A 24,786-nucleotide genomic window follows, 5' to 3' on the forward strand; every position below is an offset into this window, starting at 1 on the left:
TAGTAAATTAATATAAAAAAAAACTTTGGGAATACTAAAACCATAAATTTATAAAATTAATATTTTATGCACTTATAAAACAGTGAGGAGGGACATCATGCGTACTCAACTACAAAAGACTATTGGTCTTTCAGCAGCTCTTTCTACTGTTGTAGGTATGGTTATAGGTTCGGGAGTTTTTTTTAAGCCACAGGCAATATATACTACAACTAATGGAGCTCCAGGTCTAGGTATTATAGCATGGCTTTTAGGTGGATTTATAACAATAACTGCTGGACTTACAGCTACAGAAATATCAGCTGCTATCCCAAAAACTGGCGGTATGATGATTTATATTGAAGAGATATATGGAGAAAAACTAGGATTTTTAACTGGATGGATGCAAACTGTATTATTTTTTCCAGGCACATCAGCCGCATTAGGGGTAATATTTGCCCAACAAGCATCTGAACTTTTAAATATGAGTCCGAACAATATGTCAGTTGTGCTTCCAATAGCAATTGGAGTAATACTGTTTTTATCATTACTTAACATAATAGGTTCATCATTGGGAGGAAAAGTTCAGACTGTAGCTACTATTGGAAAAATGATACCATTAGCTCTAATAATAATCTTTGGATTTATTAAAGGTCAAAGTAGTGAAGTATTAAATCCATTTGTAGGTGATGGAGTTAATGTATCAAGCGCACTTGGACAAGTATTAATAGCAACATTGTTTGCATATGATGGATGGATAAATGTTGGGGCTATCTCAGGCGAGATGAAATCGCCAGAAAAAGATTTACCAAGAGCAATAGTTGGTGGGTTATCATTAGTTATGGCAGTCTATATTATAATAAATGTAGCATATCTTCGGGTTGTACCAGCAAGTGAATTAGCAACTGTTACTTCACCAGCAACATTAGTTGCAACAAAATTATTTGGAAATTTAGGTGGAAAAGTAATAACTGTGGGTATATTAATATCAGTGTTTGGTACATTAAATGGATATTTATTAACAGGGTCAAGAATACCATATACATTAGCTGAAAGAGGAACTTTGCCAGCTTCTAAAGTTTTATTAAAAGTAAATTATGGTGGGTCTCCTGTAAATTCAATACTGCTTATAACTGTATTAGCATGTATATATGCTTTATCTGGTCAATTTAATCTTTTGACAGACTTAACTATATTTTCAATATGGGTATTTTATGTATTGACTTTTGTTGGGGTTATAAGGCTTAGAAGAGAACAACCAGATTTACACAGACCATATAAAGTTCCTTTATATCCAATAATACCAATTATAGCTATATTAGGTGGGTTATTTGTAATAATAAATCAAATATTGACTTCAACAGCAATATCCTTAGGTGGTATATTCATAACCATACTTGGATTACCAGTTTATTATTATATGAAGAAAAGATAATCATTTGTTTTAAGTTAAAAAATTTGGATAAAAGTAAAAATCTACTTTTATCCAAATTTTTTATGATATTACATAGTGAAAATGTTTTATATGTGGCTTGATGAGTTATTTTGTTTGATTTATAATTTAATAACTGATGCTTTAAGATAATTTTAAGAAATGAGGAATATAAAATGTTAGGACTTTATATACATATACCATTTTGTGTGAAAAAATGTAAGTATTGTGACTTTAATTCTTATAAAATGGACCTAGATTCAAAAAAAAGATATATAGAAGATTTGAAAATAGAAATGGAGTTACACAGCAATAAATTAAATAGAGATGATAAATACAAAAATAAAGAAGATTTCAATTTAGACAAAAACAATATAATAACAAGTATATTTATAGGTGGAGGAACACCTAGTATTTTGACATCTGAAGAAATAAGAGAAGTATTTGTAAGTATAAAAGAAAAATTCAATATAGATAAAAATGCAGAAATAACTATAGAATGTAATCCTGGTACACTTACACTAGAAAAATTAGAAACTATGAAAGAAGTTGGTATCAATAGACTTAGCATAGGGTTACAAGCTGTCCAAGAAAAGCATTTGAACTTTATAGGAAGAATACATAGTTATAAAGAATTTGAGAAAAACTATATGGATGCACTGAGTGTAGGATTTAAAAATATTAATGTAGATTTAATGTATAGTCTTCCTAATCAGACACTATGTGATTGGAAGGAAACTCTTGAAAAAGTTACAGATTTAAATCCAACACATATATCAGCATATTCTCTTATATTAGAAGAAGGTACTGAACTATATAATATGTATGAAAATAATCAATTTGACCTTATAGATGAAAATATAGATATAGAAATGTATGAGTATACAATAAACTATTTAAAGTCAAAAGGATACAACCAATATGAAATATCAAATTACTCACAAGAAGGCTATAATTGTAAACATAATATTTTATATTGGGAATGTGAACATTATATAGGTCTTGGAGCAGGAGCTTCTGGTTATATTGATAATAATAGATATAATAATTTAGAATCTTTAGAGGATTATCATTTAAGTCTGATTAAAAGAGAGAAGCCAATAGAAGATAGTGAAAATCTTTCTATAAAAGATATGATAGAAGAAAAGATATTTATGGGTCTTAGAATGAATAAGGGAATAAAATTTAAAGATTTTGAAAAAAAATTTGGAATAGATTTTAGAGAAAAATACAGTAAGCAGATAGAAATGTTACTAGCTAGAAACCTTATAAACCAAAGCTTTGAGGGCATACAATTAACTCAAAAGGGAAGAGAAATATCTAATAGTATATTTATAGAATTTATGGAATGATTTTTAAGGTGTTGACAAAATAAATTTATAATGGTATATAATATATATAATCTTTTTAGCACTCGAACTTAGTGAGTGCTAACAGCTAGGAGGTATAATAATATGGAATTAAATGAAAGAAAATTAAATATCCTCAAAGCTATAGTTAAAGATTATATAGAAACAGCTGAAGCTATAGGTTCTAGAACAATATCTAAAAGGCATGATTTAGGTGTTAGTGCTGCCACCATAAGAAATGAAATGGCTGACCTTGAAGAATTAGGATATTTAATTCAGCCACATACTTCTGCGGGTAGAGTACCATCTGAAAAAGGCTATAAGTTATATGTAAACTCTCTTATGAGTAAAAGTGAATTGGATGATAATGATAAGATTCTTATTGAACAATGTATGAATCATAACATAAATCATATAAAAGAATTAATTCATGAAACGTCTAAGCTATTATCTCAATTAACTAACTACACAACTGTAGCAGTTACTAAGAGTTTGATAAATCAAAGCGTCATAAAGCATATACAGTTAGTTGCTATGAATGACAATAATATTTTACTTATAGTTGTAACAGATAAAGGGGACTTAAAAAAAGCTAACCTTACAACTAATGTATATTTAGATCAATCTAAGTTAAATTTGATTTCTGATAATCTTACAAAGAAGCTCTCAGGAAAAAGTATAACAGATTTAGATGATAATCTGATTGCTTTTATTAAATATGAAATAAGTGAGTATTCAGGGTTTATAGATGAACTTTTAAATGCCCTAAACTCAAATATGGAAGAAGAAGATTTTTCTCTATCATTAAATGGAGCCACTAATATATTTAGTTATCCAGAATTCAATGATGTGTTAAAAGCAAAGTCATTTTTAAATATGTTAGAAAGAAAGGAAACAATAGCTGACATAATTAAATCAAAGGGAATACAAAAAGAAAATCTAAATATAATAATTGGTAGTGATAATGATTGTAAATTGGCACAGGATTGTAGTATAGTTACAGCAACTTATAATGTAGACAGAGACTTAGTTGGGCGAATAAGCTTCATAGGACCTACAAGAATGGATTACGCTAGAATTTACTCTATAATAAATTATATGAGTTTATTAATTAATAGAAAGTAAAGAAATTTTAAATTGAGGGGTGTAAAGTCTTGGATAAAAAAAATGAGCAACAAGAAGTAAAAGAAGAAAATGATACTTCTATTAACCAAGAATCTGAAACTCAAGTAGAGTTAGAAGATGAAGTTGTTAATGAAGAATGTGAAGAGTCAAGCGAAAAAACTGATGAAGAAAAAGCTGATGATGAAAATGTAACAGATATAAATTCTAAATTAGCAGAAAAAAAATTAAAAGATGAAGTAGATGAATTAAATGACAAATATCAAAGACTTCAAGCCGAATATGCAAACTATAGAAGAAGAACTCAACAAGAAAAAGAAACAATTGGTGTGTTTGCAAATGAGAAAATAATAACTGAGTTAATACCAGTTATAGATAGTATGGAAAGAGCCTTAGATGCATGTGAAGATAAGGAAGATACTATGTATAAGGGTATAAGCCTTGTACATAAGCAATTAATAGATACTCTAGTAAAATTTGGAGTAGAAGAAATAGAAGCAGAATCTAAGGAATTTGACCCAAACTTACATCTAGCAGTTATGCAAGAGAGTGTAGATGGAGTAGAAGCAAATCAAATAGTGATGGTACTTCAAAAAGGATATAAACTAGGAACTAAAGTTATAAGACCTTCAATGGTTAAAGTTTCTTGCTAAGTATATAAATTAAGGTTAAAATATTTAGCCTAATATAAAATACACAAATAAGTAAAATTTAATTATACAATTACTCAAGGAGGATTTTTAGTCATGGGAAAAATAATAGGAATAGATTTAGGAACAACAAATTCATGTGTTGCAGTATTAGAAGGTGGAGAAGCACAAATAATAGCAAATAATGAAGGTATGAGAACTACTCCATCAGTAGTGGCATTTACAAAAGATGGTGAAAGAATAGTTGGAGAACCTGCAAAAAGACAAGCAGTTACAAATGCAGATAAAACAATAACTTCAATAAAAACTCACATGGGAACTGATTACAAAGTAAATATAGATGGAAAATCATATACTCCACAAGAAATATCAGCAATAATATTACAAAAATTAAAATCAGATGCAGAAAGTTACTTAGGACAAACAGTAACAGAAGCAGTTATAACAGTTCCAGCGTACTTTACAGATGCTCAAAGACAAGCTACTAAAGATGCTGGTAGAATAGCAGGGTTAGATGTTAAGAGAATAATAAACGAGCCAACAGCAGCTGCACTTGCTTATGGTATGGACAAATTAGACCAAGAAAAGAAAATATTAGTATTTGACTTAGGTGGAGGAACTTTTGACGTATCTATACTTGAAATAGGTGATGGTACTTTTGAAGTTTTAGCTACAGCTGGTAACAATAGATTAGGTGGAGATGACTTCGACCAAATAGTAATAGACTATTTAGCAGATGAATTCAAAAAGGCTGAAGGTGTAGATTTAAGAAATGATAAGATGGCTCTTCAAAGATTAAAAGAAGCAGCAGAAAAGGCTAAGAAAGAATTATCATCAACAATGAATTCAAACATAAACTTACCTTTCATAACTGCTACAGCAGAAGGTCCAAAACATTTGAATATAGATTTATCAAGAGCTAAATTTGAAGAATTAACTAGAGGTTTAGTTGAAAAAACTATGGAACCAACTAAGAGAGCTTTACAAGATGCAGGACTTTCTACAAGTGAAATAGATGATGTATTACTAGTTGGTGGTTCTACAAGAATACCAGCAGTTCAAGATGCTGTTAAGAAATTTATAGGAAAAGATCCTCATAAAGGTATAAACCCAGATGAATGTGTTGCAGCAGGAGCTTCTATACAAGCAGGCGTTTTAGCAGGAGATGTTAAAGACTTATTACTACTAGACGTTACTCCATTATCTCTTGGTATAGAAACTATGGGTAATGTAATGACTAAGATAATAGAAAGAAACACTACAATACCAACTAAGAAGTCACAAGTATTCTCAACTGCTGCTGATAATCAAACAGCTGTTGATATACATGTACTTCAAGGTGAAAGAAGTATGGCTTATGACAACACAACTTTAGGAAGATTCCAATTAACTGATATACCACCAGCACAAAGAGGAATACCTCAAATAGAAGTTACATTTGATATAGATGCAAATGGTATAGTTAATGTTTCAGCTAAAGATTTAGGTACAGGAAAAGAACAAAAAATAACTATAACATCAAACACTAATTTATCAGAAGCAGATATAGAACAAAAAATAAAAGAAGCTGAAATGAATGCAGAAGCTGACAAACAAAAGAAAGAGAAAATAGAAGCATTTAACCAAGCTGAATCTACTATATATCAAACTGAAAAAACTTTAAATGAACTTGGAGATAAAATAAGTGCAAGTGATAAAGAAGATATAGAAAAAGCAATAGCAGACTTAAAAGTTGTAAAAGACAATCAAGATGCTACAGCAGAAGAGCTTAAGAAAGCTACAGAAGAAGTAATGACTAAGTTCCAAAAAGTATCTCAAGAAATGTACCAAAATGCAGCACAAGAACAGCAAGCAGCCCAAGGTGCAGAGCAAGCTCAAGATAATGGACCTAAAGATGACAATGTAGTAGATGCTGACTTTAAAGAAGTAGATGAAGATAAATAAGCTATATAATATAACATCAAATGATAATTGAAGAATAGATTATTTATGAAAATCATATAGATATTAAAGATATATGGACAATATACATCATAAAGAATATAATATATCATAGATTATATAACTTAAAGTAGAATATAAGAATTAATGATAGCTTGTAGTTTATTATTCTACAAGCTATCATTTTGTAAAATGAAGGTGGTGTCAATTTTTGAGTACAAAAAGGGATTATTATGAAGTCTTAGGTATCAGTAAAGGTGCAGAAGCTCAAGAGATAAAAAAAGCTTACAGAAAGTTAGCAATGAAGTACCATCCAGATAGAAACCCTGGTGATGAAGAGGCTGAGGAAAAGTTTAAAGAAATAAATGAAGCTTATGAAGTACTTTCAGATGATACAAAGAGAAAGACTTATGACCAATTTGGACATGATGGGCTAAATGGTCAAGGAGGCTTTGGAGGCCAAGGTGGATTTAATGGCCAAGGCTTTGGTGGATTTGAAGATATGTTTGGAGATATATTTGGCGACATGTTTGGAGGAGGCTTCGGAGGTGGAAGACAAAGAAGAAGAGGTCCTCAACGTGGTGCAGATATAAGACAAAATGTTACTATATCTTTTGAAGAAGCTGCATTTGGTAAAAAAATGTCTATAAAGTTAAATAGAAGTGAAGAATGTGATGAGTGTGATGGAACTGGAGCAAAACCAGGAACATCAAAGAAAACTTGTTCAACTTGTAATGGAACTGGTCAAGTTAGAACTGTTCAAAGAACTCCATTTGGAAATATAGCAAGCTCAAGACCTTGTAGTACTTGTAATGGAACTGGAGAAGTAATTGAATCTCCTTGTAGCAAATGTCATGGAACTGGAAATACAAGAAAAGTTAAGACTATAGAAGTAGATATACCTGCAGGTATAGATGATGGTCAAATGATAAAACTTGCTGGTCAAGGTGAAGTGGGAGAAAAAGGTGCTCCAAGAGGAGACTTGTACATTGTAGTTAATGTAAAGTCTCATCCACTGTTTACTAGAGATGGAAATGATATTTACTTTGAAATGCCAATTACATTTGTTCAAGCAACTTTAGGTGATGAGATAGAAGTACCTACTTTGGATGGAAAAGTTAAGTATAGTGTGCCAGAAGGAACACAAACTGGAACTGTATTTAGACTTAAAGAAAAAGGAATTCCTAGAATTAGAGGTAATTCAAGAGGAGACCAATATGTTAAAGTTGTAGTCGAGATTCCTAAAAAATTAAATGATAAGCAAAAAGATCTATTAAGAGAATTTGCGAAGGAGTGCGGGTCGAACGTCCACGAAAAGAAAAAAACATTCGGACAGAAAATAGAAGATATGTTTAAGAAAAAGTAGTTAAAATAGCCAATATAATGTAATCATATTCTTTAGAATCTAAATTATTTAGTTATAAGATTTTGAATTAATATAATATGATTTTTATATTGGCTATTTTTAATTTTATAAATATATAAAAATAGTTTTTATTAAAAAAAATAAAACTGAATATAAATAATTTTCTGAAAAATGCTTGTCCCTACATATATAATATGCTATAATATAATCAAATAAGAGAAAGGGGTGATTCCAGTGGGAACGGATGTGGCACAGCCAAATGATGAAGAAAACTCAATTATAATCTATGAAATAAAGTTAGATGCTTTTAGTGCTATATTAAGTACTGGAAAAACTCAAAAGCTGGGATAATTATTGGAATTGCCTAGACTTAAAATTTTGGTAGTAAAGTAGTCATATTGTATAGCCAAAGCATCTAAGTTTTAAAGTTATTTGTAAGAATTAAAACTTTTGCAAATTGCATATTTGCTTATAATTTAGTTAGAAAAATTTACGTAAAAAATTGCTTTCGATATGTACATGTGTAAAGAAATATGTATGTATGGTTAGGTAATAGGCTAGATATGTATGTAAAGAAATATGTATTTAGTCAAATATATGTATATGTAAAGAAATATATATTATGTGTATAAGATTTTTAGTATAGATTGGTGAATAATAAAAGCAACTTATTATGTTATGGAAAACTAATTTATGTTTGTAAAAAATATATTTAAGATTTGGTTGATATATAGTTGCAAAAATATTGTTTAGTACAAAAAAATAAGTCAAGATAAGAGTTTAAAATAATTGATTTAAATATAGTTTGTTTTGACATCTAATAAATTGAAATAATTTATAAAAATAGACACCTTCTCATAGTGAAAATATACTATGGGAAGGTGCTTTTGTTTTGTATTAAAGATATTATTAAAAATTTGCATGGTTTTACATTTTAATATAATATAAACATGATAAAATATATATATTAATAAAATTTAAAAGAGAAAGGTGAAAAAGATGTATTATATAGGTGTAGACATTGGAGGAACAGGCATACAAGCAGGTGTGGTTGATAATCAAGGAAAGATACTTTTTAGAACAGAATGTAAAACTGTGGTTAAAAAGGGCTTTGAAGGAATACTAGATGATATAAAAATAATGATTGATAAACTGTTAGAAGAAAACAATCTAAATATGAAAGAGATAAAGTCTATTGGATTTGGAGTACCTGGGTTTATAAATAAAAAAGGTTTAGTAACTTGTGTAAACTTAAAATGGGATGGAGAAAGTTTTGAGAATGAACTAAAAAGAAGGTTTCCAAATGTTGAAATTCATGGAGAAAATGATGCAACAGTAGCAGCACTTGGAGAATCAAAGTTTGGAAGTATGAAAGGTGCAGATGTTGGAGTTTTATATACTTTAGGAACTGGAGTAGGTGGAGGAATAGTAATTAATCAAAAAGTTTTTTCTGGAGCACATGGATTAGGCTCAGAAATAGGTCATCAAGTAATAGGAGAAAACTATTTTGATTGCAATTGTGGAAATAATGGTTGTGTGGAAACTTTTTGTTCAGCAACTGCCATTATAAAATATTCTCAAAAACTTATACAAGAAGGTAGAAAAAGCAGGATTTTAGATTTAGCAGAAGGAGATTTAGAAAAAATAAATGCAAAGATGGTGTTTGATGCATATAGAGAAAACGACATAGTTGCAATTGAAGTAATAACTAGATTTAAATCTTATTTAGCAAAAACATTTGCAAATACAATAAATACATTAGACCCAGAAATTATATCAATTGGAGGAGGCGTTTCTAAAGCAAGTGATATAATACTTGATGGGATAGAAGATTTGGTAAGAAAATACATATTGTACAAAAAAGAAGATATAGCAAAAATTGTATGTGCAACTTTAGGTTCAGACGCAGGGATTATAGGAGCTGCTTTTTTATAAGGGAAATGAATTGCTTATTGGAGGCGTGATATATGGGTAAAACAAACACTAGAAGAACACTTTTTTTGATAGCAATAGGTTCAGGAACTATGCTGAATCCTCTTAATTCTTCTATGATTTCACTTGCTTTACATAGTATACAAAATGATTTTCATATTAGTTTTACAACTGTATCTTGGATTGTTTCAGCATTTTATTTAGCTAGTGCTATTGCACAACCAGTTTCAGGTAAGATAGGAGACTTAATAGGTAGAAAAATCTTATTTTTGAGTGGTTTGATACTGGTAATTTTATCAGCATCTATAGTACCATTTGTTCAATCATTCTTTATATTGATTTTTATAAGAGTAATTCAGGCAATTGGAACAAGTACCCTATATCCATCTGGGGTTGCTCTTATACAAAATAATATAAAGGAAAGACAATCTTCTGCCTTAGCAGTCCTAACCATTTTTGCTTCAACTACAGCAGGATTAGGTCCAACACTTGGGGGATTATTGTTGGATTTAGGAGGATGGCATGCTATATTTCTCATAAATATACCTATTGTTGTGGTTTCTATATGTTTAGGATATTTTTTATTTCCAAAAGAAGCAAAAGAGAAAAAAGGTGTAAAGGAGACTTTAAAAAATGTTTTATCAAGATTAGATATTATTGGTATACTTCTATTTTCAATTGCTATGATTTTTTTATTACTATTCTTGCTATCTATGAAAGAGTCTTTTAATTTAGAACAACTTGTATTAGGTGTAATATTGATATGTCTTTTTATTTGGCATGAGCTGAGAACAAAATTACCATTTATAGATATTAAACTATTTGTAAATAACCCTAAATTGTCAAAGGTTTACTTACAGTTTATTATATTAAATTTCTTTAATTATATTTTGTTTTTTGGTCTTCCTAGTTATTTTCAAGATGCATTACATTATAGTGCAAAAGCAACTGGTCTATTTATGTTGTTCATGTCTGGTATAGGTATATTTATATCTCCATTGACTGGAAGATGGATAGACAAATCTGGAACTAGATTGCCTCTTATGATGTCATCAATTTTTATGCTGATTAGTGCAGTACTTCTTTCAGTAATTTTTGTTTATATACCAGTAATAGGTAAGGGAATTATTTTATCATTAGCAGGTGTTAGTTATGGAATTGGTAATGTAGCATTACAATCTTCAATGTTTAAAGAAAGTCCTCCTGAGAGCATAGGTACAGCCTCTGGTCTGTTTCAAACTAGCCGTTATTTAGGTTCTATTTTTGCTACTGTACTACTTGGAATGGTATTTGAAGCAACCATAACATCAGGACAATTTAAAATATTAGGATATGTTATGGTGATTTTAGGTACAATAAGTTTTTTATTGAATTTTGTTTTAAAGAAAGAATTAGGAAAAGTAAGATAGTGGATTTATTTAATAGGTCTAGTATTTAATAAATTTAAAAATACTATTTGCAAAATATGACTGATTGGATATTCATAAACTTGAAGTACAGAATACTTTATAGGTATACAATATTTTGAATTAAAATTAAGCAGAAATTTGAACTAATATACAAAATTTCTGCTTAATTTAGTAGTTAAATTTTTTTATATAGAAAATAAGATTTTACACTTAGATAAAAAATCATTGCATTCTCAAAGTTTTTTAAATCAAGGTTGAGTATTTCATTAATTTTTTCTAGCCTATACACCAGTGTATTTCTATGTAAAAACATATCACTAGATGTTTTAGAGATGTTTAAGTCATTATTTATAAATTTTATTCCTGTAGATAGAAGCTCTTCATCAATAGATTTTATCTTATTGAAGTCTATCAGTCTATTAAGTACATCGTCCTTGTTAATTAAGTCTAAAGTTTTATATCTAATAAGGTCAAATAAATTTAAAAATTTATCTTTAGCATTATCTTTTACAATATGAGATAGTAAATCAGAGCATAACTGTAATCTAAAATTAAAATCAGATTTGTTATCTAACTCACCAAGATAAAAAATATAAGTACTTTGATAAGTTTCAGTTTCAATTATATTTTGTGTAGTTACATTAATATCTAAGTTATATTTAGAGTTTACTACAAAAAAACTACTATGTTGCATTATATTTATATCATCATATAAGTTATAAAAAATACCTTTTAAATATTCAAAATCTATATGTGGCTGATAAATTAAATAAAAGTGACCATTTAGATTATCTAAGTTATTTTCATCTAAAAAATCAATAACATAAACAGTATCATTAAAAGTAACTAAATGACTATTGGCATCTAAACTTTGATTTTTATAAGGGTAAATATTTATTTTTTTATTGAGTTGTTTTTCAAAAAAACTTTTCAAGTCTTCCATAAAGTCTCCTTAGAAATAAGATTATACTCTTATCTTATAGCTAAGTCAGTTTCTTTGTCAAATAAGTGTATTCTATTATTATCAACTGAAAGTGTTAAGTTATCACCAACATCAACTCTATTTTTGCTGTCAAATCGAATTGTTATTGTATTTACATCTAATTTTAAATGAGCATAAGTCTCTGCTCCCATAAGTTCTTTTATTTCAACTGTTGACTTAAAGCAAGTATCTTGATTAGCTTTAATAAAAGTATCTTCTATATGTATATCCTCTGGTCTAATACCCATAATAACTTCTTTTCCAATATAGTTGTCTTTTATTAAATCATAGTGTTTTTCTCTATTTAATTTTATCTTAATGTATTCGTTTTTAGCATATATTTCTTCATTCTCTTCTATCAATGTCACATCAATAAAATTCATCTGTGGAGCTCCAATAAATCCTGCAACAAACACATTAGCTGGATAGTCGTATACATCTTGTGGAGTTGCAATCTGTTGTACCACTCCATCTTTCATTACCACTATTCTATCGGCCATAGTCATAGCTTCAACTTGGTCATGTGTTACATAGATGAATGTAGTTCCAAGTTGTTGATGTAACTTAGTTATTTCTGTTCTCATGGCAGTTCTCAGTTTTGCATCCAAGTTAGATAGAGGTTCATCCATTAAGAATACCTTAGGGTTTCTAACTATTGCACGTCCTAGAGCAACCCTTTGTCTCTGACCTCCAGATAATGTTTTAGGTTTTTTATCTAAAAGAGGAACTAAATCCAATATTTTAGCAGCTTCTTTAACTTTTTTATCTATTTCATCTTTTGGCATTTTTCTAAGTTTAAGTGCAAATGCCATATTTTCATAAACAGATAAGTGAGGGTATAAAGCATAATTTTGAAAAACCATTGCTATATCTCTATCCTTTGGTTCTATATCATTGACAAGTTTATCTCCAATATATAATTCTCCAGAAGATATTTCTTCAAGACCAGCAATCATTCTAAGCGTTGTCGATTTACCACAACCAGATGGGCCTACTAAAACAATAAATTCCTTGTCTTTAATATCTATATTTATATTTTTTACTGCATTAAATCCATTAGAATAAAGTTTTGATATATCTTTTAATATTACTTCTGACATTATAGTTCTCCTTAATAATTTAAATTTTAATTATATAATATCAGATGATTTTATTGTAGGAAACATATAAAATAACTAAAAATTTTTGTTTAAAATGTACATTTTGGTGATTTGTATGTAATAAATATAATGCTCACTGTTTAAAATGCATTTAGGAAAAAGTATAATCAAATAAAGTGCTAAAAATAAGCTAGACAATTTATTATAAATTAAGTAAATTTACTATAATATAGATATAAACTAATAAAAAATTTATAAAACAAAAAAGTATGATATTTATGATATAATAAAAGTTATGGAAAAATAGGAAAATTAATATAGAAAAGAGAGGTAAACTTATGAATAATTGGATAGAAGTAACTATAAAAACAACAACAGAAGCAGTTGAAGCAATAACAAATATACTATATGAACAAGGAGCTGGAGGAGCTGTAATAGAAGACCCAAAAGATTTCTTATTTCAAAAGAAAAATGAATTAGATTGGGATTATGTAGAAGAAGAAGTATTTAAAAAGAACGAAGAAGAAGATGTATTAATAAAGACTTATGTTTCAGAAGAAAAAAATGTGATGGAATTTGTCGAAATTATAAAACAAAAAGTTTTAGGCTTAAGAGATTTTGGTATAGATATAGGTGAAGGAAGTGTGTCACTAGACCAAGTAAATGAAGCTGATTGGGCAAATGCATGGAAAGCATACTATAAACCAACAAAAGTAGGACAAAGGGTAGTAGTAAAACCTACATGGGAAGATTATAATATGCAAGAAGGGGATTTGATAATAGAACTTGACCCTGGTATGGCTTTTGGTACAGGAACACATGAGACTACTAGTATGTGTATTAGAGAATTAGAGAAATATGTAAATAAAGATTCTAAAGTATTTGATATTGGCTGTGGTAGCGGAATTCTTGCAATAGCAGCAGCTAAATTAGGGGCAAAAGAAGTTGTAGCTGTAGATTTAGACGAAGTTGCAGTAAAAGTTGCAAAAGAAAATGTGCTTGAAAATAAAGTTGAAGAGAATGTATCTGTAATGCATGGTAATTTAACAGATGTAATAAAGGATAAAGCTGATGTTATAGTTGCAAATATAATAGCTGATATAATAAAAATACTTGCAAAAGATGTACAAAATTTTATGAAAGAAGATGCTATATTTATATCTTCAGGTATAATTTTGGACAAAGTAGAGGAAGTTAAAGAAAGTTTAATCGAAAATGGATTTGAAATAGTTGAGGTTCAAAAACTAGGCGAATGGTCGGCAATAGTTTCTAAACTTAAAAAGTAAAAGGCAGGGTGGAGTGTAATGGATAGATTTTTTGTTGAAAAAAATAATATAAATTTACAAGACAAAGCCTGCATTATAGAAGGTGAAGATGTAAAACATATTTCAAAAGTTTTAAGGTGTAAACTAGGGGAAAAACTTGAGATATGTGATAAAGATAATAATGAGTACATTTGTGAGATAACAAATATAGAAAAAAATATGGTTAATTTAAAAATTTTAGAAGAAGTTGATATAAATAGAGAATCTAAACTGAGGGTAAAGTTATATCAAGGTCTTCCAAAAGCTCCAAAGATGGAAATGATACTTCAAAAATTAACTGAAGTTGGTGTAGATGAAATAATATTAGTTCAAACTAAGAGAAGTGTTGCTAAAGTTGATGATAAAAAAGAAGATAAAAAATTTGAACGTTGGGAAAGAATAATTTATGAAGCCGCAAAGCAAAGTAAAAGAGGTAAAATACCAAATTTAAGAGGTGTTTTAAGTTTCAAAGAAGCTTTAGAAGATATGAAAAAAAATGATGTAAATATCTGCCCTTATGAAAATGAAAGAACTGTCTCAATAAAACAGGCACTTAAAAGTTGTGATTCTAATATAGATAGGGTTGGAATTTTTGTAGGTCCAGAGGGTGGTTTTGCTGAGGAAGAAATAGAACAAGTTCAAAAAAATAATTGCAGCATTGTATCATTAGGACCTAGAATATTGAGAACTGAGACAGCTTCTGTTGTAGCATCAACAATAGCTTTGTATGAGCTAAGTGATTTAGGAGGAGAATAATAAATTGAAAAAAGTAGCTTTTTATACACTTGGGTGTAAAGTCAATCAATACGAAACTGAAGCTATGCTAGAACTATTTGAAAAAGATGGATATGAACAAGTTAATAGTGAAGAATATGCAGACGTTTATGTTATAAATACATGTACAGTAACTCATATGAGTGATAGAAAATCTCGTCAATATATAAGACGAGTTAAAAAGAAAAATCCAGATGCAATAATAGCTGTTGTGGGATGCTATTCGCAAGTATCGCCAGAAGAAATTTTGGATATAGAAGAAGTAAACCTAGTCATGGGTACAAATGATAGAAGAAAGATTGTTGAAGAGATTAGAAAGATAGATGCAAGTAAAAAAGTTAGCACAGTTGATGATATAATGAAGGTAAAGGCATTTGAAGAAATAGAAATTAGTCAGACTAATGGAAAGACTAGAGCATTTATGAAAATTCAAGATGGATGTGACAGATTTTGTACCTATTGCATCATTCCTTATGCCCGAGGACGTGTTAGAAGTAGGGATATTGATAGTATAGTTGATGAAGTGAAAAAATTGGCTAAAAATGGCTATAAAGAGATTGTATTAACAGGAATACATGTAGCATCTTATGGAAAAGATTTAAAAGATAAGAATATTAAACTTCTTGATGTAATAAAACAAATAAATGAGATAGATGCAATAGAGAGAATTAGACTTAGCTCTGTTGAACCAATTTTGTTTACTGATGAATTTGTGAATGAAGTTTTAAAGATGGAGAAGGTTTGTCCTCATTATCATCTATCACTTCAAAGTGGATGTGATGAAACTCTAAAAAGAATGAATAGAAGATATACAACTTTAGAGTATAAGACTATTGTGGATAGATTAAGAGATAAAATGCCAAATGTAGCAATAACTACAGATGTAATAGTAGGTTTTCCAGGAGAAACAAATGAGGAATTTAAACAAACATACGAGTTTTTAAAAGATATAGAGCTTTCACAAATGCACATTTTTAAATATTCGCCAAGAAAAGGAACTCCAGCTGCAACTATGGAAAATCAAATTGACCCTCAAATAAAACACTTTAGAAGTGAACAACTTTTAAATTTAAGCAAAGAAAACTTTAATAAGTTTGCAACTAAATTTATTGGCAGTGAATTAGATGTTTTATTTGAACAAAATATAGAGGGGAATAAGTTTGAGGGACTAACTTCAAATTATATAAGAGTTGTTGTTGAAAGTGACAAAAACATACAAGGTCAGATATTAAAAGTAAAAATAAATGATGTAAAAAATGAATATGTAGAAGGAATTTTGCTATAACATGTAGAAATTATAATATTTATAAGATAGGAGGTGGAAGGAAATGGATTGTATATTTTGTAAAATAGCGAACGGAGAAATACCTTCAACTAAAGTTTATGAAGATGAAAGAGTATTGGCATTTAATGATTTGAACCCAGTTGCTCCATATCATATATTAGTTGTACCTAAAAAACATTATGATAGTGTAATTGATATTCCTGATATAGAAATGGATATTGTGTCACATATTCATGTTGTTATTAATAAAATAGCTAAAGAGAAAGGTTTTGACCAAACTGGATTCAGAATCATAAATAATTGTGGAAGCGATGGAGGGCAAGAAGTTAAGCATTTGCACTATCATATTTTAGCAGGTAAAAAGCTTCCTAATTACGAAGCAGAACAAAACTAAACTAAATTATTGAAAAATTGAGTTCCTTCTTGATAAAAATACTTGATAAAAGTAAAAATTTAGTTTATAATAAACAAAGTGTTAGGTTGTAATGCATATTATGCAAAAAGAACATAGTTACAGTCCCAGCATAATTGCGCTATTGGAGGGAGGGAAAAAGAAATGTCAGAAGTAAGAGTTAGAGAAAATGAAACATTAGACAGCGCTTTAAGAAGATTTAAGCGTCAATGTGCAATGTCTGGCATCATGTCAGAAGTAAGAAAAAGAGAGCACTATGATAAGCCAAGCGTTAAGCGTAAGAAAAAAGCTGAAGCAGCAAGAAGAAAAAACGCTAAAAAATAGTAGTAAATAAGAATAAAGAGGTGAAGGGGATGTCCCTTAAGCAAAAGTTACAAGAGGATTTGAAATCTTCGATGAAAAACAAAGATACAGTGAGAAAATCTGTAGTAACTTTAATAAGAGCTTCCATAAAGCAGTATGAAGTTGATAATAGAACTGAACTTAATGAAGATGGAATTATCGATGTAATAGCAAAACAATTAAAGCAACGTAGAGATGCATTAGTTGAATTTGAAAAAGCTGGAAGAGAAGACTTAATAAAAGAAACAGAAGCTGAAATTGAAGTTTTAAAAGAGTACCTACCTCAACAATTAAGCGAAGAAGAGTTAGAAGAAATTGTAAAATGTACTATATCTGAAGTAGGAGCAACATCTATGAAAGATATGGGAAAAATAATGTCAGTTATTCAACCAAAAGTTAAGGGTAGAGCTGATGGAAAACTTATAAATAAGTTGGTAAAACAAAACTTACAATAGATTGATATAGCCTAGAGAGAAATCTCTAGGCTTTTTATAATTTTTGAGAATAACAAGTCATATCTAAGCATATCTATAATCAAAGAAAATTTTGAAAGAAGGGGAAAAATTTGATTATATCGGTAAAGGAAATTAGAAATTTTTTGATAAACATATCAATACCATTAATAATAGGTTATTTAAGTAGTATTTTGACCATGTTGATTAGTGGAACAGATATTTCAACGTACTATTTACAACTTACAAAACCAAGTTTTGCACCACCAGCTTTTATCTTCCCTATAATTTGGACTATATTGTACATATTGATGGGTATATCTTCATACCTAATATTAAAAAAAGGTTACAACTTGCCTAAAGTAAGAGATGCAGTATTTTATTATGGATTACAACTTGCATTAAATTTTGTCTGGAGTATATTATTTTTTGGATTTGGACTTAGATTTACAGCTTTAATAGACATCATAATAATGATTATGGTTTCTATAGTAGTTATTTTGAAATTTTCTAAAATAGATAAGAGAGCTGGATATATAAATTTGGTTTATCTAATGTGGTTGGTTTATGCTGGATTTTTGAATTATTTTATATGGTTTATTAATAAATAGAATGTAAAGGTTTTGTAAATTACCCCGTACTTTTAATAATATCATATCAAATAAAAAATAAATAGACTATTAAAAATAATCATTTTCATATACAATTATATTAATTTAAATATAATAAATGTATCAAAAATATATTTAAAGATGAACATATTAAAGTATTAGAATTGGAAAGGCTCGAAGGGAGAGGTTTTTATGCAAATAATAGTATCTGGGAGACAAATGAAATTAACTGACGGAATAAAAGGATACGTAGATGGAAAATTAAGTAGGTTAGAAAAATACCTTGATCCTGAATCAGAAGTGAAAGTAACAGTAAGTGCGAAAAAGGATAGACAGAAAGTGGAGGTTACAATAATTCCTATTAGTGGTCAAATAATAAGGGCAGAAGATGTAGAAGAAGATTTATATGCAGCAATTGACATTGTTTGTGACAAATTAAGTAGACAAGTTGTAAAGTATAAGACTAAGGTTAAAGACAAAGTTCAAAATAATAAGAGCATAAGATTTGAAAATATTGACTTTATAGATAATAGTGGCGAATTTAATGATTATGATTATGATGATGAGGAAGATGAAAATATAGTTATAGAAAGAAGAAAGAAATTTAATGTAAAACCTATGAGTTCAGAAGAGGCAATTCTTCAGATGGAGTTGGTAGGACACAATTTCTATATGTTTAGAAATCAAGATAATTTTGAAATAAATATAGTATATAAGCGTAAAGCAGGTGGATATGGTTTAATAGAGCAAGACTAATAAAAAAATTGTATACTTTTTAGATTTTATATAAAAAAAAGTAAAAAGGTAATCATGTTGATTTTTATCAATATGATTACCTTTTTCTTGTTTAAATAATATATTAAATATTAGGTATTTACTGTCTAAAAAATTTTAAAACTACTCCATGATAGTATCAATAAAGTGCATAAATACCTATTTTAAGCATAAAATTAATTAAGGGGGTAATGCTCATGTTAGAAATATCCACTGATTTACAAGTAAATCAACCAGTTGTTACTGTTACAAGTAATACTTTTATGAGTATAGAAAATTATCTATCAATACTAGAATATGAAGTTGATTTAATAAAAATAAAGACTAAGGTAAAAACAATTAAAATATCTGGGGATAAACTTTCACTTAAGTATATTACTGACAGTGAGATAGGTATAAAGGGAATTATATACAATGTGGAGTATGTTGATTAGGAGGAGATACACTTGATAAGTTTTATAAGGGGATACTATGTTATAGTTGTGGAAGGAGTAGGGCTTGAACAATTTTTAAATCATCTTATAAGAAACGGGATAAATGTTTACAATGTAACTAGAATAAAAAATACTAAAATCGAGTTTAATATAAATAGACAAGATATAAAAGAATTTAAGAATATTTATAGAGGGAGTAAGTTTGATATTAAGGTAAAACAAAAAACAGGAGTTCCTTTTATTATTAAAAGAATTTATAAGCACAAAGGTATGTGGATTTGTGCTATTGTTTCTTTACTTTTATTGATGTCAACATCACAATTTGTAACGGATGTGTATATACAATCTCCAGAAGGTATAAAAAAAGAAGCTCTTAGAAGTGAACTTTATAAAGTTGGAGTGAGACCAGGAGTATACAAAAAGAGTGTTGATAGAAAAGAAGTTAGAGACCATATGATGTCAAAATTTAATGATGTTGCATATTTATCTATTAATGTAAAGGGAACCAATATATTTGTTACTGTTACAAAAAAGGCTGAATCCTTAAAATCTACAGACCAATCAAATTATTGTAATGTAATTGCTTTAAAAAATGGTATAATAGAAAAGGTAATCCCTAGAAGTGGTAAATCTGTTGTTAAATCTGGAGATATAGTCCAAAAGGGAGATGTCTTACTAAATGGTGCTAATACAAAATCAATACCAGAAGTATGGGCAAGTACTTTCTATGAATCTACTAAAAAGGCAAGCTATGTAGATACTGTAAATAAAAAAACTGGAGAAAAGAAAAAAGTACACACAATAAGTTTTTATGATAAAGAATTTACAATTAGAAAAAATATAAAATATAAGAATTATGTTGTTGAAAATAAAGAAAAAAGACTTTCAATGGGAGACTATACTTTCCCTATAAAAATAAAGACGAGTACTTTTTATGAAACCAAAAAAGTTGAAGTGAAAAAGAATAAAGAAGAGTTGAAAAAAGAACTATCTGAAAAAGCTTTAAAAGAATTAGAATACATAATACCAGCTTCGGCTAGAATAATAGATGTAAAACATAGCTATAAGGTTAATAAAAATATGTTAGAATATTTAATAACAGTTCAAACTAGTGAAAATATCGCTAAAATTTATCCTCTTAGTAAATCAGAGGCAGAAAGATTTATAAAGGAAGATAGTAAACCGAAAGAAGGAGAAGAGGAAGTTCCTTCTAATCCACAAAAAAGACCCATAAATGATATAAGAAATGAGTTTAATGAGGATAATAAAGATAATAACGACCAAAATAATTCTGATGGAAATAATAGCAATCAAAATAGTAACAATAGTCAAAATAATAATAGTAACAACAATTAATAAAATTTAACCTAAAACTTGAGGAGGATTAATTCAATTGATAATACAAAAAAAATTTACAATAGCAGATGGCAATTTTGAAAGAGAGTTATTTGGCAACTTTGATGAAAATGTAAAATTAATAGAGAAAACTTTAAATATAGATGTAATACTTAGAGAGGGTAATATAATTTTAATAGGAGAGGAAAAAAATGTAGATTCTGCATTAAAACTTATGAATGAATTGCATCAAACTGTATCAAATGGTAAGCATTTAGATAAACAAAGCATTTCTTATTCATTATCTCTTTTACTTGAAGGCAGTGAGCAAAAGATAAAAGAACTTGAAGGTACAATTGTTATAACTCAAAGAGGTAAAGCTGTTCAACCTAAAACTTTAGGGCAAAAAGAGTATATAAAGCTTATAGAAAATAATGATATAACTTTTGGTGTTGGACCGGCTGGAACAGGAAAGACTTATCTTGCTGTGGCTATGGCAGTGAAAGCTTTTAAAAGAGATGAAGTTAGTAGAATTATACTTACAAGACCAGCAGTGGAAGCTGGAGAAAGTTTAGGATTTTTACCAGGAGATTTAAAAGATAAAGTCGACCCATATTTAAGACCATTATATGATGCATTATTTGAAATGTTGGGTGCTGATAAGTTTAATAAATATTTAGAAAGAGGTACTATAGAAGTCGCACCACTTGCATTTATGAGAGGTAGAACTCTTGACAATTCTTTTATAATATTAGATGAAGCTCAAAATACAACTTCTGAGCAAATGAAAATGTTTTTAACTAGATTAGGATTTGGTTCTAAGGCTGTAGTTACAGGTGATATAACACAAACAGATTTGCCACAAAATAAAAAAAGTGGTCTTATACAAGCTACAGAGATTCTTAAGGGCGTTCAAGGGATAGGCTCTATAATGTTAACAGACAGAGACGTTGTAAGACATGAGTTAGTACAAAGAATAATAAGAGCTTATGAGAAGCATGATAAAAAAGAAGAATTTAAAAAAGAAGAGCGCAAAAAAATGAAAATACAGGAAAAGACTTTCAAAAGAAAGTAAAAGTGTAGTAATATAGATGTATAGCATTATTAATGAATAAAAAGTAGGTGTAATTAATGGATTTGATATTAGATGATAGACAAGATAAATTAGAAGTAAATGAAGAACTAATAGAAAAAATAAAAGATATAATTTTAGAGTGTTTGGATTATGAAGGATATGATGATAATTATGAAGTGAGTCTTTCTTTTGTAGATAATAAAGAGATTCATGAATTAAATAGAGAATATAGAGGGGTTGATAGACCAACTGATGTTTTATCATTTCCTCTTTTAAGTGATGATTTTGAAGATATTGAATTGGAAGAAGAATCTTTAGGAGATATAGTAGTATCTCTTGAGAGAGCTTTAGAGCAAAGCATAGAATATAATCATAGTTTTGAAAGAGAAGTATGTTTTTTAATATGTCATAGTATGTTTCATCTTTTAGGGTATGACCATGATACAGATGAAAATACAAAGGAAATGAGAGAAAAAGAAGAATACATATTAAATAAGTTAAACATAACAAGGGAGTAATTCTTATGAAAACAGGAAAAACTCGTCAAGGTATAATTAAAGCTTTTAACGCAGCTATAGAAGGAATATTATATACATTTAAATTTGAAAGGAATATGAAAATACATTACTTAGGTTCAGTTGCTGTGCTTATAATAAGTTTATTTTTTAACTTTTCAAAATTGGAAATGATAATGTTACTTATGTCTATCTGTTTAGTTGTAGTTGCTGAGATGTTTAATACAGCTATAGAAAAAGCAGTAGACTTGGTAACTGATGAATATCATGTACTTGCAAAAATAGCAAAAGATGTTGCAGCAGGTGGTGTACTAGTAGCAGCATTAAACTCAGTGGTGGTTGGATATATTTTATTTTATGATAAATTGACAGATATATCTGGGATTCTAATTTATAAGATAAGAGAATCAGAACTGCATATAACCTTGATATGTATATTATTGGTTCTTATAGCTGTAGTAGTAGTAAAAGCATTGACTTCAACAGGGACACCTTTAAAAGGAGGTATGCCAAGTGGTCATGCTGCTTTAGCATTTGCTATAGCAACTGCAATTACGCTTATGACAGAAAGAGTAGTTGCATCTACTCTTGCATATATAATGGCTGTATTGGTTGCTCAAAGTAGGATTGAGGGAAAAATACATACATTCTGGGAAACTATAGCAGGAGCTTTGTTAGGCGTGTTAATAGCAATATTAGTATTTCAGCTTGGAATGTTTTATAATTAAAATGAATGTACATAAAATATTTAAAATGAAACAAATCTGTGATAATTAAATTTTTATGATATAATGTAGAGTATTAAATAAAAAGAAATTCTAATAAGTGTATACAGGAGGAGATGTTGTGGACAACATAGAATTGTTAAAGTTGGCAGAAGATGCTAGACAACATTCTTATGCTCCTTACTCAAGTTTTAGAGTGGGTGCAGCTCTTTTAACTAAGAGTGGAAAAGTTTATACTGGATGTAATATAGAATGTGCATCATTAGGTGGAACAAATTGCGCAGAAAGAACAGCTATTTTTAAGGCTATATCAGAAGGTGACAAAGATATATATAAAATAGCTATAGCAAGTGATAACTCAGAAAATAATGAGCAAACATATCCTTGTGGAATATGTAGACAAGTAATTATAGAGTTTGGTTCTGATATAAAAATAATAACAGGATATACTAAAGGAGAGGTGTTTGAGCATGATATAAAAGATTTGCTACCAAACTATTTCTCTGGAAATGATTTAAAATAAATTAAAAAATTAAAATGAATTTAAAGTAGTTAAATACAAGAAGGTAAAAGTTAGGAGACAGTTAATGTTCAAATCAGGATTTGTCAGTATAGTAGGTAGACCAAATGTAGGGAAATCTACTTTAATGAATAATGTAGTAGGGGAAAAGATAGCTATAATGAGTGATAAACCTCAGACTACAAGAAATACAATACAAGCAGTCTATACAGATGAAGAAACTCAAATAGTATTTTTAGATACACCAGGTATTCACAAACCTAAAAATAAATTAGGTGAATTTATGGTAAAGGCAGCAACAGAAGCTTTTAAAAATGTAGACTTAATATTATTTGTAGTTGATGACTCTAAAAAAATAGGTCCTGGAGACAGAAAAATAATAGAGGATTTAAAATCTGTTAAGACACCAATAATTCTAGTTGTAAATAAAATAGACCAACTAGGCCAAAAAGATGAATTGTTTGATATAATAAAAATGTATGATAGAGAAGGTATTTTCAAAGAGATAGTACCAATATCAGCATTAAAAGGGCAAAATACAGATACTTTAATAAAAGTTATACAAAATTACTTAGAAGAAGGACCAAAGTATTTTCCAGATTATATGATTACAGACCAACCAGAGAGAGTATTAATAGCAGAACTTATAAGAGAAAAAGTTCTTCATTATCTTAATGATGAAATACCTCATGGTGTAGCTGTTGAAATTGAAAAAATGAAAGCAAGAAATGATAAAGAAATAGTAGATGTATCTGCTGTAATATATTGTGAAAGAGATTCACATAAGGGAATAATAATAGGAAAGAATGGTAGGAAGCTAAAAGGAATAGGTAAATCAGCAAGACAAGATATAGAATTACTTTTAGGTTCACAAATAAATCTCCAATTATGGGTTAAGGTTAAAGAAAATTGGAGAAATTTACAAAATTATATAAATAATTTTGGATATAATGATAAATAAAGGTGGGT

General features: G+C 28.8%; 25 protein-coding genes. 23 read left to right on the forward strand and 2 right to left on the reverse strand.

Translation table 11 applies throughout. From position 1 onward, the window contains the following. Positions 1–97 precede the first annotated feature (97 nt). The 8 genes from KGF36_RS01140 (at position 98) to KGF36_RS01175 (ending at position 11,177) form a co-directional block, all read left to right on the forward strand. Positions 98–1,411 carry an APC family permease gene (locus KGF36_RS01140; RefSeq protein ID WP_227842137.1) on the forward strand — a complete coding sequence of 438 codons (1,314 nt, stop codon included), beginning with the start codon at positions 98–100 and terminating at the stop codon, positions 1,409–1,411. A gap of 173 nt (positions 1,412–1,584) precedes the next feature. Then, the gene (hemW, locus tag KGF36_RS01145) at positions 1,585–2,760 is read left to right on the forward strand and encodes a radical SAM family heme chaperone HemW (RefSeq protein WP_227842140.1); all 1,176 of its coding nucleotides are present in this window, start codon (positions 1,585–1,587) and stop codon (positions 2,758–2,760) included. A 102-nt stretch (positions 2,761–2,862) separates the two neighbouring features. Next, the gene (gene hrcA / locus KGF36_RS01150; RefSeq protein ID WP_227828206.1) at positions 2,863–3,882 is read left to right on the forward strand and encodes a heat-inducible transcriptional repressor HrcA; all 1,020 of its coding nucleotides are present in this window, start codon (positions 2,863–2,865) and stop codon (positions 3,880–3,882) included. Between the two features lie 29 nt (positions 3,883–3,911). Next, complete coding sequence (gene grpE, locus KGF36_RS01155) at positions 3,912–4,532, forward strand: nucleotide exchange factor GrpE (RefSeq protein ID WP_227432572.1); 621 nt, start codon at positions 3,912–3,914, stop codon at positions 4,530–4,532. A gap of 93 nt (positions 4,533–4,625) precedes the next feature. Beyond that, on the forward strand, positions 4,626–6,473 hold the full coding sequence (gene dnaK, locus KGF36_RS01160) for a molecular chaperone DnaK (RefSeq protein ID WP_227828207.1): 1,848 nt from the start codon (positions 4,626–4,628) through the stop codon (positions 6,471–6,473). Positions 6,474–6,681: 208 nt separating this feature from the next. After that, on the forward strand, positions 6,682–7,836 hold the full coding sequence (dnaJ, locus tag KGF36_RS01165; protein ID WP_227432574.1) for a molecular chaperone DnaJ: 1,155 nt from the start codon (positions 6,682–6,684) through the stop codon (positions 7,834–7,836). 999 nt (positions 7,837–8,835) lie between these two features. Then, on the forward strand, positions 8,836–9,771 hold the full coding sequence (locus KGF36_RS01170; RefSeq protein ID WP_227828208.1) for an ROK family protein: 936 nt from the start codon (positions 8,836–8,838) through the stop codon (positions 9,769–9,771). 32 nt (positions 9,772–9,803) lie between these two features. Next, a complete protein-coding gene (locus KGF36_RS01175) occupies positions 9,804–11,177 on the forward strand; it encodes an MFS transporter (RefSeq protein WP_227828209.1) in 1,374 nt (457 codons plus the stop codon). A 175-nt stretch (positions 11,178–11,352) separates the two neighbouring features. On the opposite strand, the gene KGF36_RS01180 is transcribed toward KGF36_RS01175, so the two are convergent. Next, the gene (locus KGF36_RS01180; RefSeq protein WP_227842142.1) at positions 11,353–12,120 is read right to left on the reverse strand and encodes a PucR family transcriptional regulator; all 768 of its coding nucleotides are present in this window, start codon (positions 12,118–12,120) and stop codon (positions 11,353–11,355) included. A gap of 29 nt (positions 12,121–12,149) precedes the next feature. Continuing rightward, a complete protein-coding gene (locus tag KGF36_RS01185; RefSeq protein WP_227828211.1) occupies positions 12,150–13,259 on the reverse strand; it encodes an ABC transporter ATP-binding protein in 1,110 nt (369 codons plus the stop codon). A gap of 338 nt (positions 13,260–13,597) precedes the next feature. On the opposite strand from KGF36_RS01185, the gene prmA reads away from it, so the two are divergent. The 15 genes from prmA to era all read left to right on the forward strand — a co-directional run bounded on the left by prmA (position 13,598) and on the right by era (position 24,778). Continuing rightward, positions 13,598–14,545 carry a 50S ribosomal protein L11 methyltransferase gene (gene prmA / locus KGF36_RS01190; RefSeq protein WP_227828212.1) on the forward strand — a complete coding sequence of 316 codons (948 nt, stop codon included), beginning with the start codon at positions 13,598–13,600 and terminating at the stop codon, positions 14,543–14,545. Positions 14,546–14,563: 18 nt separating this feature from the next. Then, positions 14,564–15,319, forward strand: a complete 756-nt coding sequence (locus KGF36_RS01195; protein ID WP_227828213.1) for an RsmE family RNA methyltransferase — start codon at positions 14,564–14,566, stop codon at positions 15,317–15,319. Between the two features lie 4 nt (positions 15,320–15,323). Then, the gene (gene mtaB, locus KGF36_RS01200; protein WP_227828214.1) at positions 15,324–16,622 is read left to right on the forward strand and encodes a tRNA (N(6)-L-threonylcarbamoyladenosine(37)-C(2))-methylthiotransferase MtaB; all 1,299 of its coding nucleotides are present in this window, start codon (positions 15,324–15,326) and stop codon (positions 16,620–16,622) included. A gap of 43 nt (positions 16,623–16,665) precedes the next feature. Beyond that, the gene (locus KGF36_RS01205) at positions 16,666–17,016 is read left to right on the forward strand and encodes a histidine triad nucleotide-binding protein (protein ID WP_227432586.1); all 351 of its coding nucleotides are present in this window, start codon (positions 16,666–16,668) and stop codon (positions 17,014–17,016) included. A 162-nt stretch (positions 17,017–17,178) separates the two neighbouring features. Continuing rightward, the gene (gene rpsU, locus KGF36_RS01210) at positions 17,179–17,358 is read left to right on the forward strand and encodes a 30S ribosomal protein S21 (RefSeq protein ID WP_003416618.1); all 180 of its coding nucleotides are present in this window, start codon (positions 17,179–17,181) and stop codon (positions 17,356–17,358) included. A gap of 29 nt (positions 17,359–17,387) precedes the next feature. Continuing rightward, a complete protein-coding gene (locus tag KGF36_RS01215) occupies positions 17,388–17,831 on the forward strand; it encodes a GatB/YqeY domain-containing protein (RefSeq protein WP_227828215.1) in 444 nt (147 codons plus the stop codon). A gap of 110 nt (positions 17,832–17,941) precedes the next feature. Beyond that, a complete protein-coding gene (locus KGF36_RS01220; RefSeq protein ID WP_227828216.1) occupies positions 17,942–18,439 on the forward strand; it encodes a TspO/MBR family protein in 498 nt (165 codons plus the stop codon). 192 nt (positions 18,440–18,631) lie between these two features. Continuing rightward, positions 18,632–19,195 carry a ribosome hibernation-promoting factor, HPF/YfiA family gene (hpf, locus tag KGF36_RS01225; protein ID WP_227828217.1) on the forward strand — a complete coding sequence of 188 codons (564 nt, stop codon included), beginning with the start codon at positions 18,632–18,634 and terminating at the stop codon, positions 19,193–19,195. 215 nt (positions 19,196–19,410) lie between these two features. Next, positions 19,411–19,647: a YabP/YqfC family sporulation protein gene (locus KGF36_RS01230; RefSeq protein ID WP_227432590.1), complete on the forward strand. Its 237-nt coding sequence runs from the start codon at positions 19,411–19,413 to the stop codon at positions 19,645–19,647. A gap of 12 nt (positions 19,648–19,659) precedes the next feature. Beyond that, complete coding sequence (gene yqfD / locus KGF36_RS01235; protein ID WP_227828218.1) at positions 19,660–21,003, forward strand: sporulation protein YqfD; 1,344 nt, start codon at positions 19,660–19,662, stop codon at positions 21,001–21,003. A gap of 37 nt (positions 21,004–21,040) precedes the next feature. Then, positions 21,041–22,057 (forward strand): PhoH family protein, encoded by a 1,017-nt coding sequence (locus tag KGF36_RS01240; protein WP_227482837.1) that lies wholly within the window; start codon positions 21,041–21,043, stop codon positions 22,055–22,057. A gap of 56 nt (positions 22,058–22,113) precedes the next feature. Continuing rightward, entirely contained in the window at positions 22,114–22,575 is a 462-nt protein-coding gene (ybeY, locus tag KGF36_RS01245; RefSeq protein WP_227828219.1) for an rRNA maturation RNase YbeY, read from the forward strand. Between the two features lie 5 nt (positions 22,576–22,580). Further along, the gene (locus KGF36_RS01250) at positions 22,581–23,300 is read left to right on the forward strand and encodes a diacylglycerol kinase (protein ID WP_227828220.1); all 720 of its coding nucleotides are present in this window, start codon (positions 22,581–22,583) and stop codon (positions 23,298–23,300) included. Between the two features lie 118 nt (positions 23,301–23,418). Next, a complete protein-coding gene (locus tag KGF36_RS01255) occupies positions 23,419–23,820 on the forward strand; it encodes a cytidine deaminase (protein ID WP_227432595.1) in 402 nt (133 codons plus the stop codon). 64 nt (positions 23,821–23,884) lie between these two features. Next, positions 23,885–24,778, forward strand: a complete 894-nt coding sequence (gene era / locus KGF36_RS01260) for a GTPase Era (RefSeq protein ID WP_227828221.1) — start codon at positions 23,885–23,887, stop codon at positions 24,776–24,778. Positions 24,779–24,786 lie beyond the last annotated feature (8 nt).

The organism is Clostridioides sp. ZZV14-6009, from assembly GCF_020658095.1.
Classification (GTDB): Bacteria; Bacillota; Clostridia; order Peptostreptococcales; family Peptostreptococcaceae; genus Clostridioides.

Bases quoted from the DNA above. Each gene is read 5' to 3' on its own strand.
- KGF36_RS01175 (WP_227828209.1), top strand. From the start codon at position 9,804: ATGGGTAAAACAAACACTAGAAGAACACTTTTTTTGATAGCAATAGGT.
- hrcA (WP_227828206.1), top strand. From the start codon at position 2,863: ATGGAATTAAATGAAAGAAAATTAAATATCCTCAAAGCTATAGTTAAA.
- KGF36_RS01180 (WP_227842142.1), bottom strand. From the start codon at position 12,120: ATGGAAGACTTGAAAAGTTTTTTTGAAAAACAACTCAATAAAAAAATA.
- ybeY (WP_227828219.1), top strand. From the start codon at position 22,114: ATGGATTTGATATTAGATGATAGACAAGATAAATTAGAAGTAAATGAA.
- era (WP_227828221.1), top strand. From the start codon at position 23,885: ATGTTCAAATCAGGATTTGTCAGTATAGTAGGTAGACCAAATGTAGGG.
- KGF36_RS01170 (WP_227828208.1), top strand. From the start codon at position 8,836: ATGTATTATATAGGTGTAGACATTGGAGGAACAGGCATACAAGCAGGT.
- rpsU (WP_003416618.1), top strand. From the start codon at position 17,179: ATGTCAGAAGTAAGAGTTAGAGAAAATGAAACATTAGACAGCGCTTTA.
- KGF36_RS01140 (WP_227842137.1), top strand. From the start codon at position 98: ATGCGTACTCAACTACAAAAGACTATTGGTCTTTCAGCAGCTCTTTCT.
- KGF36_RS01215 (WP_227828215.1), top strand. From the start codon at position 17,388: ATGTCCCTTAAGCAAAAGTTACAAGAGGATTTGAAATCTTCGATGAAA.
- KGF36_RS01250 (WP_227828220.1), top strand. From the start codon at position 22,581: ATGAAAACAGGAAAAACTCGTCAAGGTATAATTAAAGCTTTTAACGCA.
- hpf (WP_227828217.1), top strand. From the start codon at position 18,632: ATGCAAATAATAGTATCTGGGAGACAAATGAAATTAACTGACGGAATA.
- KGF36_RS01185 (WP_227828211.1), bottom strand. From the start codon at position 13,259: ATGTCAGAAGTAATATTAAAAGATATATCAAAACTTTATTCTAATGGA.
- KGF36_RS01195 (WP_227828213.1), top strand. From the start codon at position 14,564: ATGGATAGATTTTTTGTTGAAAAAAATAATATAAATTTACAAGACAAA.
- prmA (WP_227828212.1), top strand. From the start codon at position 13,598: ATGAATAATTGGATAGAAGTAACTATAAAAACAACAACAGAAGCAGTT.
- KGF36_RS01230 (WP_227432590.1), top strand. From the start codon at position 19,411: ATGTTAGAAATATCCACTGATTTACAAGTAAATCAACCAGTTGTTACT.
- hemW (WP_227842140.1), top strand. From the start codon at position 1,585: ATGTTAGGACTTTATATACATATACCATTTTGTGTGAAAAAATGTAAG.
- dnaK (WP_227828207.1), top strand. From the start codon at position 4,626: ATGGGAAAAATAATAGGAATAGATTTAGGAACAACAAATTCATGTGTT.
- KGF36_RS01205 (WP_227432586.1), top strand. From the start codon at position 16,666: ATGGATTGTATATTTTGTAAAATAGCGAACGGAGAAATACCTTCAACT.